The sequence below is a fragment of the uncultured Sphingomonas sp. genome (assembly GCF_913778135.1).
In the GTDB taxonomy this organism is placed as follows: domain Bacteria; phylum Pseudomonadota; class Alphaproteobacteria; order Sphingomonadales; family Sphingomonadaceae; genus Sphingomonas.
In genome coordinates this window covers 1-10363 of record NZ_CAJYVU010000085.1, presented here as the reverse complement: position 1 = coordinate 10363, position 10363 = coordinate 1, and the positions used below count along the sequence as shown (strand labels likewise).

7 protein-coding genes, 1 pseudogene and 1 riboswitch are annotated in these 10363 nt (G+C 65.3%); of the genes and pseudogenes, 7 read left to right on the top strand and 1 reads right to left on the bottom strand.

What is annotated here, in order from left to right:
* Positions 1-244 precede the first annotated feature (244 nt).
* The 4 genes from QZ847_RS07850 to QZ847_RS07835 all read left to right on the top strand — a co-directional run bounded on the left by QZ847_RS07850 (position 245) and on the right by QZ847_RS07835 (position 6105).
* Positions 245-2431 (top strand): TonB-dependent receptor, encoded by a 2187-nt coding sequence (locus QZ847_RS07850; protein WP_294355121.1) that lies wholly within the window; start codon positions 245-247, stop codon positions 2429-2431.
* Positions 2432-2511: 80 nt separating this feature from the next.
* A complete protein-coding gene (locus tag QZ847_RS07845; protein ID WP_294355118.1) occupies positions 2512-3762 on the top strand; it encodes an MFS transporter in 1251 nt (416 codons plus the stop codon).
* Complete coding sequence (locus QZ847_RS07840; RefSeq protein ID WP_294355115.1) at positions 3759-5342, top strand: AMP-binding protein; 1584 nt, start codon at positions 3759-3761, stop codon at positions 5340-5342. Before QZ847_RS07845 ends, QZ847_RS07840 begins: the two co-directional genes overlap by 4 nt.
* A 55-nt stretch (positions 5343-5397) precedes the next feature.
* Positions 5398-6105: a TetR/AcrR family transcriptional regulator gene (locus tag QZ847_RS07835; RefSeq protein WP_294355111.1), complete on the top strand. Its 708-nt coding sequence runs from the start codon at positions 5398-5400 to the stop codon at positions 6103-6105.
* Positions 6106-6217: 112 nt separating this feature from the next.
* Here QZ847_RS07835 and QZ847_RS07830 read toward each other — a convergent pair.
* Positions 6218-6403: pseudogene (locus QZ847_RS07830) on the bottom strand (transposase); the annotation flags it as partial.
* Between the two features lie 237 nt (positions 6404-6640).
* A riboswitch (cobalamin riboswitch) is annotated at positions 6641-6866 on the top strand.
* Between the two features lie 183 nt (positions 6867-7049).
* Between QZ847_RS07830 and QZ847_RS07825 the strand changes: the two are divergent.
* From QZ847_RS07825 to QZ847_RS07815, 3 genes are all read left to right on the top strand, one after another.
* Complete coding sequence (locus QZ847_RS07825; protein ID WP_294355108.1) at positions 7050-9002, top strand: TonB-dependent siderophore receptor; 1953 nt, start codon at positions 7050-7052, stop codon at positions 9000-9002.
* Positions 9002-9895 carry an ABC transporter substrate-binding protein gene (locus tag QZ847_RS07820; RefSeq protein WP_294355105.1) on the top strand — a complete coding sequence of 298 codons (894 nt, stop codon included), beginning with the start codon at positions 9002-9004 and terminating at the stop codon, positions 9893-9895. Before QZ847_RS07825 ends, QZ847_RS07820 begins: the two co-directional genes overlap by 1 nt.
* A partial coding sequence (locus QZ847_RS07815; protein ID WP_294355102.1) for an iron chelate uptake ABC transporter family permease subunit occupies positions 9892-10363 on the top strand: 472 nt, incomplete at its 3' end. The genes QZ847_RS07820 and QZ847_RS07815, both read left to right, overlap by 4 nt.

The following is a 10363-nucleotide window of genomic DNA, read 5'->3' as shown; positions in this document are numbered from 1 at the left end:
TGTTGCCGGGCCGCGAAACCGGCGACCTGCGACGTGAGGCGAAAGCGTGCATGATCCTCTCCCTTGCGACCACGATCGTGGTTCGTGCGGATCGCCATAGCACAGGCACAAGATGTTCAATAGAACTTCAATGAATTGACACGCCGAAAAATGTGGCTCATCCATCCTGCCGACGCGCCGCAGAGCGCGATCGCTGGGAGGATCGATGATGCGTCCATTTCTTTTGTCGGCGTCGATGTGCGCCATGATCGTCGCTACGGCTGCAAACGCGCAGGACGTGCCCGCAACGCAGACCACCGATCCCGCAGCCGCTGCGACTGGCGGCGACACGACCGGGAATGACATCGTCGTCACGGCCGAACGCCGTTCGACCAGCCTGCAACGTACGCCGGTCGCGGCCTCCGTGCTGACCGGAGAGGACCTCGTACGTAAGTCGGTAAACGGTGTGGAAGGATTGCAGTTCGCCACGCCCTCCCTGACCGTCAACACCACCGGACAGGGAAATGCCTTCAACATTCGCGGCATCGGCAAGACCGAGCAGAGCAGCTCGGTCGGCGTCGGCGTCATCACCTATCGCGACGGTGTGGCCACGATCCCGGGATATCTGCAGACCGAACCCTATTACGACATCGCCAGCGTGGAAGTGCTTCGCGGACCGCAGGGAACCTTCGCGGGCGGCAATGCGACGGGCGGCGCGATCTTCATCACCGAGCAGAATCCGACCCTCGACCGCGTCAACGGCTACGCGCTGGCGCAATACGGCAATTACAACAACGTCAAACTTCAAGGCGCGCTGAACATACCGTCGGGCGACACGCTCGCGATCCGTTTCGCGGGCAATTTCGACAAGCGCGACACCTTCTACAATGTGTCGGGGCCGTGGACCGGCAATCCCGGTAACCGCGAGGATTACAGCGCGCGCGCCAGCATCCTGTGGCAGCCCGACAGCCATGTCCGCGTTCTGCTGAAGGGCGACTACAACAACATCGACTATGGCGGCCTGCCGGCCGGGCTGGCGACGAGCAAGGGCGATCCGCTGAACGTCGCCAACAACGCCCCGCTCAGCGGCGGCGACAAATTCGGCCGGATCGTGCTGAACGCGAGCTATACCTTCGACAGCGGCTTGACCCTGCGGTCGATCAGCGGTTTCCAGAAGGGCACGACGCACGTCAGCCTCGACAGCGACGGCACCGCCGCGATCGGCACACCGCGCGCGCCGGCCAACAACTTCCGCGACAACATCACGGAAGAGGTCTGGTCGCAGGAGGTGAACATCGTCTCCCCCGACGGCGGTCAGTTCACCTGGGTGCTGGGCGGCTTCTATCAGCACGACAACATCACCATTCCGCCGAACGGCGGCTATATCTCGGACAATACCCCGAACTCGATCAACCCGCTGGTGTTCGACACGACCATCGAGGGCACAAACCCGAAAACGCAGCTCGCCGCGTTCGGGCAGGTCGGATATGAATTCATCGACGGGCTCCAGCTTCAGGTCGGCGCACGCTGGTCGCGGACGACGTCTGCCAACGATGCGGTCGCAAGGGCGATCCTGCCGTTCCTGCCGACGCCGGTGCTGAGCCTGGTCCAGAAGGACAAAACCGTCGACAAGAAGCTGAACGGCAAGGTCGCGTTGAACTGGACTGTTGACCGCAACAACTTCTTCTACGCCTTTGTCGCGACGGGCGCGAAGCAGGGCGGCCTGAACGGGCCGAACGTGAACGGCATCCCGCCCCGCGCCTTCGATGCCGAAGACGTCACCGACTATGAAGTCGGCTACAAGGGCACCTTCCTGGGTGGTCGCCTGCGCACACAACTGGGCGGCTATTACAGCGAGTACGAGAACTATCAGATCAACATCGTCGACCCGATCAATCCGGGCATTTCCTCGATCTTCAACGTACCCGGCAAGACCAAGCTCTACGGCGTCGAGGCATCGGCGCAAGCGAGCTTCGGCAAGCTCAACCTCGACCTCGCCACCTCCGTGTCGAACTCGAAATTGCCGACCTTCTTTGCCAGCGATCCGCGGCTGGGCACCACGGCGACCGTGTGCAATCCTACAACCGGCCCCGCGACGCCGCGCTGCACCGACCTGACCGGTCAGGAGCAGGCATATGCACCCAAGTTCACGCTGAGTGCCGGCGCGCAATATGCGATCGACCTGGGCGATGCGGCAACGCTGACGCCGCGCATCGACTATGCGCACATCGCCCCCACCTTCGGCACGCTATTCCAGAACACTGCGCTGGGTGACCGGCTGGAGGCGCGCAACATCGTCAACGCGCAGCTGACGCTGGCCAAGGATGCCTGGTCGATCGCGGGCTACGCCACCAATCTGACCGATCAGCATTATGTCGCCGCCATAAACGGATTCCGCAGGCTTGCCGGCGCGCCGCGTCAATATGGCATCCGGCTTAGCCGCAGCTTCTGACGATGCGCTCCTCCGACTTGTGCACGAGCACCGTTGTTCGATCACCGACACGGGCCGGCGGGAAGCATTATGCCTGGTTCGTGCTGGGGTTGTTGTGCCTCGTCTACGTCCTGAACTTTCTCGACCGGCAGCTGCTGTCGATCCTGGCCAAGCCAATCCAGGACGATCTGGGTGTCAGCGACGGTGAACTGGGACGGCTAGGCGGGCTGTATTTCGCGCTATTCTACTGCATTCTCGGCATACCCGTCGCCTGGCTCGCCGATCGCGGAAATCGGGTCCGGGTGCTTGCGGTATCGTGTGCGCTGTTCAGCGCGGCGACGGTCGCCTGCGGTCTTTCGGCCAGTTACGGCCAGCTTGCAGCCTCCCGAATGGCGGTCGGGATCGGGGAAGCGGGCGGTGTGCCGCCGTCGTATTCGATCCTGTCGGACTATTTTCCGCCCCATCGCCGGGGCGTGGCGCTTGGGCTTTTCAACCTGGGGCCGCCGCTTGGTCAGGCGCTGGGCGTGGCATTCGGCGCGAAGATCGCGGCAGCCTACGACTGGCGACTTGCCTTCGTTCTGCTTGGTGCCGCCGGCGTGATCGCGGCAGGCGCCGTCTGGGCGTTCGTGCGAGAGCCCCGTCGCGGGGCGGCGGAGGCGCAAGAAGCCGGGTCTGACGGCATCGCGCCGGCGGAGGCTGGTCCCATGCCGACATTTGGCTCCACCCTTAAAATGTTCGCGACCGAACCTACGCTGATGCTGGTGGCGCTGGCGGCGGGTGCGACCCAGTTCGTGACCTATGCGACCTTGGGCTTCACCACGCTGTTCCTGATGCGCGAAAAGGGCATGACGCTCGATCAGGTCGCGGTCTGGTACGCGCTGGTGCTCGGCATCGGCGTCAGCGCGGGGATCTATTGCTCGGGCCGGCTGATCGACAGGCACGGCGCCGCGCGGCCGCAGACCTTTGGCACGATGCCGGGCTTCGCGCTGCTAGTCGCGGTGCCCTTCTTTATCGGTTTCGTCCATGCGCCGACATGGCCGGTCGCCATGGCTTTCCTGATCGTGCCGACCTTTCTGAACTATTTCTACCTGACCCCGGCGGTGACGCTGGTCCAGAACAGCGTCGCGCCGCGTCAGCGGACGTTGGCGGGCGCGGTGCTGCTGCTGATCATGAACCTCGTCGGCCTGGGTCTCGGCCCTACCTGGCTTGGCATGGCGAGCGACTGGTTCAAGGCGAGCCATCCCGCCAACTCGCTCCAGCTCGCCTTCTACACGCTGGTGCCTTTCTACCTCCTCGCGATCGCGCTTCACTTCGCGCTCGGGCGGTCCCTCAAGCGGAACCAGCTGACATGATTCCTGGCGCGATGCAGCCTTATGCGCTGACGCTCGACAAATTCATCGACCATGCCGCGAAGTGGCATGGGGCGACCGAAGTGGTCACCGGCGGCGACGCGCCGGCGCGGATCGGCTATGCCGCGCTCCGCGAGCGGGCCAACCGACTCTCGGGTGCCTTTGCCGAGTTAGGTCTCAGACCGGGCGATCATCTCGCCACGCTGGCCTGGAACAGCCAGGCGCACATGGAATGCTGGTACGGCGCGATGGGGATCGGGGTGGTGTGCCATACCTTGAACCCGCGGCTGTCCGTCGCGCACCTGGCCGTGATGATCCAACAGGCGGAAGATCGCGTGCTGGCGGTCAGTCCCGGCCTCGCGTCGCTGGTGCAGGAACTGGTCGAGCAGTGTCCGACGATCGAACATGTCGTCCTGCTCGATGAGCCCGGCATGGATCACCCCGCGCCGGTCGTGCCGCGGGCGACGCTCTGGGCTTACGAGGATCTGCTCGACACCCATGGCACCGTGATGCCGTGGGGCGGGTTCGACGAGACGAGTCCGGCGGGCCTGTGCTTCACGTCCGGCACGACGGGTGCTCCCAAGGGCGTGACCTACACGCACCGCTCCAACTATCTCGAAACGGTTCATCTGCTCCAGGCCGACGTGATCGGCATGACGTCGCGCGACGTGGTCATGGTCGCGGTGCCGATGTTCCACGCCAACGGCTGGGGCCTCGCCTTTGCCGGACCGGCGGTCGGCGCGAAGCTTGTGCTGCCGGGACGTAACCAGGACGGCGCCAGCCTCACGCGGCTGATCAACCAAGAGGGTGTGACCATCGCGGTAGGCGTGCCGACCGTCTGGCTCGGATTGATCGATCACGTGGAGGCAACGGGCGAAGAGCTGCCGTCGCTTCGCCGCGTCGTGCTCGGCGGTTCGTCGGTACCACAGGCGTTGATGGACCGGATCGAACAGCGTCTCGGCGTGGTCGTTCAGACGAGTTGGGGCATGACCGAACTTTCGCCGCTTGGCACGATCTCGCCCGCCTCCGAACCGGTGCGGGATGCGACACGGTCCGGCAGACCCCCGATCGGGGTCGACCTGCGGCTGACCGACAATACGGGCCTCCCGCTCTCCAGCCAACGAGGCGCAGAGGGGTGCTTGTGGGTGCGCGGCGCCAGCGTTGTCGAGCGGTATTACGGCCAGACGGAGCCGGTCACCGATGCGGAAGGCTGGTTCGACACCGGCGATCTCGCCACCATCGATGCGACCGGCAATCTCCGCATCACCGGCAGGGCAAAGGATCTCATCAAGTCGGGCGGCGAGTGGATCAACCCGGGCGAGATCGAGGCGATCGTCGGCGCGCTTCCCGGTGTCGCACTGGTCGCGGTGATCGGTCGGGCGCATCCAAAATGGGGAGAGCGGCCGGTGTTGGTGGTCGAGCCTCGGCAAGGGGCGGAGGTAAGCGACGACATGCTGGTCGGCGCATTGAAAGGCCGGATCGCGAACTGGTGGATGCCGGATGCCATCGTCCGCCTGTCCGCGATGCCGCTGGCGATGACCGGCAAGATCGACAAGATACGCTTGCGCGCGGAGCATGGCTGAGGCCATGCAAACGATGCGCCGGTCGTTGCGGCGCGTTCCAACTCATGGGGACCGCATGATCGAACCGGTGAAGCGACCGCCGCGCAAGCGCACGACCAAGGCGGATCAGCGCGCCGACACGATGCAGAAGATCTTCCACGCGGCGGAGGAGCTGTTTTCCCGGCACGGCCCCCACGGGGTGACGATGCGCGAGGTCGCGCACAAGGTCGGCGTTCATCAATCGCTGCTGAACTATTATTTCAAGGACAAGAAGGATCTGTTCGACGCTGTGATCGCGCGGCGTGCGCCCGTGACGATCGAGCGTCGTATGGCCGCGATGGACCGCTACGAGCGTGAGGCCGCCGGGGCGATCACGGTGGAGGGTGCGCTTCACGCCTATCTCGATCCCGATCTGGAACTGTACGGCCAGGCCGATGTCGGCTGGCGCAACTACGGGCAGCTTGGCGCGCAACTGAGCAACAGCGTGGAATGGGGAGCCGAACTGATGGACACCCACTTCGACGCGCTGGTGCTGCGCCTCATCGATCTACTGCAACAGGCGCTGCCCGACTGCCCACGCGAGGATCTGTTCTGGGGTTACCATTTCGTCACCGCCGGACTGATGCTGACGCTCGCACGCACGGGTCGCATCGATAAGCTATCAGGTGGGCTCTGCCGTTCGGACGATTTCGAGGCCGTCCGGGAGCGGATGGCACGCTTCATGGCGGCCGGCTTTATCGCAACCTGCGACGCGCGGCGCCTTGAACGAGATGCCCTGAAATAACCTCGGTGAGCGTTCGCCGATGGCTCCTCGTCACGAACCGGGCATTTTCCGAACACGATAATCGAGGTAAACGGCCCGCTGTCTCGGTGGTGATTACCGGCTGGCGGGGTATGAACACGCCCGCCCCGCCCCAGCGCTTCCACCAATTGTAGAGCGTCTCGAGCAGCACCAAGACGGTGGGCGAAACGCGCCACGGCAGCTCCTTGCGGTTCACGAACACAATGCCGCTCAACACTCGCCGATCATCGACGCGTGGCTTGCCGGCGCTCCTGGGAAAGAACGGCCGCAGCCGCCCCATCTATTAGCCAAAGCGTGCCGCTCATCCCCGTCTCCTCGCGAAGCCTGAATCAGATCGCGACACTCACATCGATAGATTCCGACCCTGGCTTCAGCGATGGGAAGCGTCATCGAGGCAAGCTGCCTCAGGTTGCCTTCAACACATCGCAGGCGAGCGCTTGCGGGTGGTGACGGCCAAAATCGTTTTACACTCTTCGCTGATCAGCTAAGCAAATCGTTGCAGGCTGAATAGCAATCCGGCCTGCAAGATCGCGCTGGTTCCCCCGAAGGGGATTAAAACGGGAATGCGGTGCGGCGGGGTGCGAACCCGGCCAAATCCGTAGCTGTCCCTGCAACTGTAAGCGGCGAGCGAGACGTGCATGCACCGGGCATCAAGCCTGGGCAGCCACTGGGGCAACCTGGGAAGGCGCATGTTGAGTGATGACCCGTGAGCCAGGAGACCTGCCGGCGTGGGTCGCTCATTGTCTTGGTCCAGGGTAAAGGCCGGGGCACGGAACCTTCCGTTCGAGCGACGAAGAGCCGCGCGGCCCGGGGCCGCAGACGGCGCATGTCGCTCGGGCATCCGCGTTTGCCCGCGCTCGTGCGTCGGCGTCCGCTCGCGCGGACGGCCCCGCCCGCGTCTGTCGGATCGACGCGGGGGAACAACCATGAACAAGACCATCGTATCGCTTTTCACTCTGTCCGCCGCCATCGGCATGGCCAGCCCGGCCTCGGCGCAGAGCAATCCCACTGTTCCGACCAAGGATTCGGAGGGTAACGACATCGTCGTCACCGCTTCGCGCTCGGGCGACGGGATCGAGATCAAGAACCTGCCCGCGTCGGTGACGCTCATCAGCGACGAGGACTTGACCGAGCGCCAGACGCGCATCGTCTCCGACGTGCTGCGCGACGTGCCGGGTGTCGCGGTCAGCCGCACTGGCGCGATCGGCGGATTGACGCAGGTGCGCATCCGCGGCAGCGAGGGCAATCACGTCCTCGTCCTGATCGACGGCATCAAGGCGTCGGACCCGTATAACGGCGAGTACGACTTCGGCACGCTGATCGCCGACGAGGCCGCCAAGATCGAGGTGCTGCGCGGGCAGCAATCATCGCTCTACGGATCGGACGCGATCGGGGGCGTCATCCAGTACATCACGCTGACCGGCCGCGAGTTGCCCGGATATTCGGCGCGTGCCGAAGGCGGTTCGTTCGGCACCTTCTCGGGCGGGGCGCGTGCGGCCGGATTCACCGATACGTTCGACTATGCGCTGTCGGGCACCGTCTACACCACCAATGGCACACCCACCGCACGTGGCGGCACGCGCGACATCGGATCGACCAGCGTCGGGGCGAGCGGCAAGGTGACCTGGACGCCGTCCGACACCTTCAAGATCACCGGTGTCGGTCGCTACAGCAACACCGCGGCCGACACGAACAACAGCGAGAACGATACGGCCAGCCCGCTGTTCGGCTACACCGTCGACAGCCCCGGCGTCCGCTTCGTCAATGAGGCCTTCTACGGCTTGGCGCGCGCCGAACTGTCGCTCGCCGACGGGCGCTGGACCAATGCGCTGACCGGGCAGTTCGCCGACACCACCAGGCGCGGCTACGATGCGGGCGGGTTCGACTACGGCGACAAGGGACGCCGCTACAAGGGGGCGTTCGAGAGCAGTTTCCGCTTCGGCAGCGAGCGTGTCGTCAACCGCCTGACCGGCGCGGTCGATTTCGAGCGCGAGGAGTTCCAGAACACCTCTCCCGCCGATGCGTTCACCTTCACCGGGCGGCGGTCGACCAACAATTGGGGCTTCGTCGGGCAGTATGAACTGACCGTCGACGACGCCTTTTCCGCCGGTGCCAGCATCCGCCGCGACGAGAACAACCGCTTCGACGACGTGACGACGTGGCGCGCGCAGGCCGGATACCGGCTGCCGTTCGGGCTGCGGGTGCGCGGCGCGTACGGCACCGGGGTCAAGAACCCGGGTTATTTCGAGTTGTTCGGCTATTCGGATGGTCGCTACATCGGCAATCCCGACCTGAAGCCCGAAAAGTCGAAGGGCTGGGAAGCCGGAGTCGACCAGGAGATCGCGGGCGGAAAGGCGACGATCGGCGCGACCTATTTCGACAGCAGGCTGACCGACGAGATCTACACCACCTACCCCGCCCCGACGTTTGTGGCGACGCCGTCCAACCGGACGACCGACTCCAGGCAGCACGGCGTCGAGGTGTTCGCATCCGCGCGACCGATCCCGCAGATCAAGTTCGACCTCGCCTACACCTATCTGAAGGCACGCGAGAACGGGCTGGAGGAAGTGCGCCGGCCCAAGCACGTGGCCAGCCTGAACACCACTCTGTTCAGCACAGATCAGCGTTTCAGCGGGACGCTGACGGTGCGCTACAACGGTCGCAACACCGACGTCGCCTACATCGACCCCAGCTACGTTCCGACGCGGGTGTCGTTGCAGGAATATGTGCTGGTCAACCTGAACGCCGACTACAAGCTGACCGATCACCTGTCGGTCTTCGGTCGGGTCGAAAACCTGCTGAACGAGGATTACGAGGAGATCTTCAGCTTCGCGACGCCGGGCCGCGCGGCTTACGGTGGCGTGCGGGCGCGTTTCTGATGCGCCGGCCCGCCCCGCTCGCGGCCGTGCTCCTGTTCAGCCTGAACGGTTGCGGGTCCGATGCGGGGCCGGCCACGCCGACCGTCACGCCGCATCCGATGCGGGTGATGAGCATGAACCAATGCACCGATCAGCTCGTCCTGGCACTCCTTCCGCCATCGCAAATCGCGTCGGTCAGCTGGCTGTCACGCGATCCCGTCGGCTCGCTCATGGCCGCGCGTGCCGCGAAGGTCGAGGTGAACCACGGGTCCGCCGAGGAGGTGCTGGCGCAGAAACCCGATCTGGTCGTCGCGGGGTCGTTCACCACCCCGGCGCTGCGCGCCATGCTGAAACGGCTCGGTTATCCGCTGATCGAGGTCGATCACGCCAACAGCGTCGCCGACATCCGCCGCATCACGCGCCAGGTCGCGCGCGCGGTCGGCGAGCCCGCGCGCGGAGAGGCGCTGATCGCGCGCATGGACGCGCAACTGGCGGCACTGGCGCGACGTCCGGGCCCGGCGATCAGGGTTGTCGCCTGGGACCGCACCGGCTTCGCCGCGGGAGAGGGCACGCTCTACGACGCGATCCTTCAGGCGGCGGGCGCGCGCAACCTGGTTCGCGAGCCGGCGACGCTCAGCTACCGCAAACCCAATGTCGAGGTGCTGCTGCGCGCCAATCCGGCCCTGCTGGTCCAGGGTACGGCCGATGCCGCGCAGCCGGGGCTCGGCGACGACCTCGTCCGGCACCGCGTGGTGCGACAATACTGGCGCGGTCGTACCCTGCCGATCGCGCAGGGGTATTACGTCTGCGGCACGCCGATGATCGCGGAGGCGGCAGCGCGGCTGCGCGCCGGGTTGCGCACGGCAATCACGCGGTCAGGACCTGCCGTTCCGATCAAGGAGATGATCCGATGAGCCGCTGGCTCACCCCTGCGCTGTTGCTGCTGCTGGTCGTGCTGTCGATCGCGTCGCTGCTCGCCGGTACGATCTGGTGGTCGCCGGCGCAGTTGTTCGCCGGGCTGGCGGACCGAACGCCCAATCTTGTGCAACTGGTCGTGACCGAGGTGCGCTTGCCGCGCCTGCTGCTCGCTTTGCTGCTCGGCGGTATACTTGGCCTGTCGGGCGCGGTGCTGCAGGGGCTGCTGCGTAATCCGCTGGCGGAACCGGGTCTGCTCGGCGTGTCGTCTGGCGCGTCGCTCGGCGCGGTGATCGCGCTTTATTACGGCTTTGCGACGAGCTTCACGCTCGCGACGCCTTTGTTCGCGCTCGCCGGTGCGCTGGTGACGATCGCCGTTGCGCTCGCACTGTCGCGCGCCGGTGGCACGCTGTCGCTGATCCTGGCCGGCGTGGCGGTGTCGACGATCGCGGGCGCAGGCGTCAGCC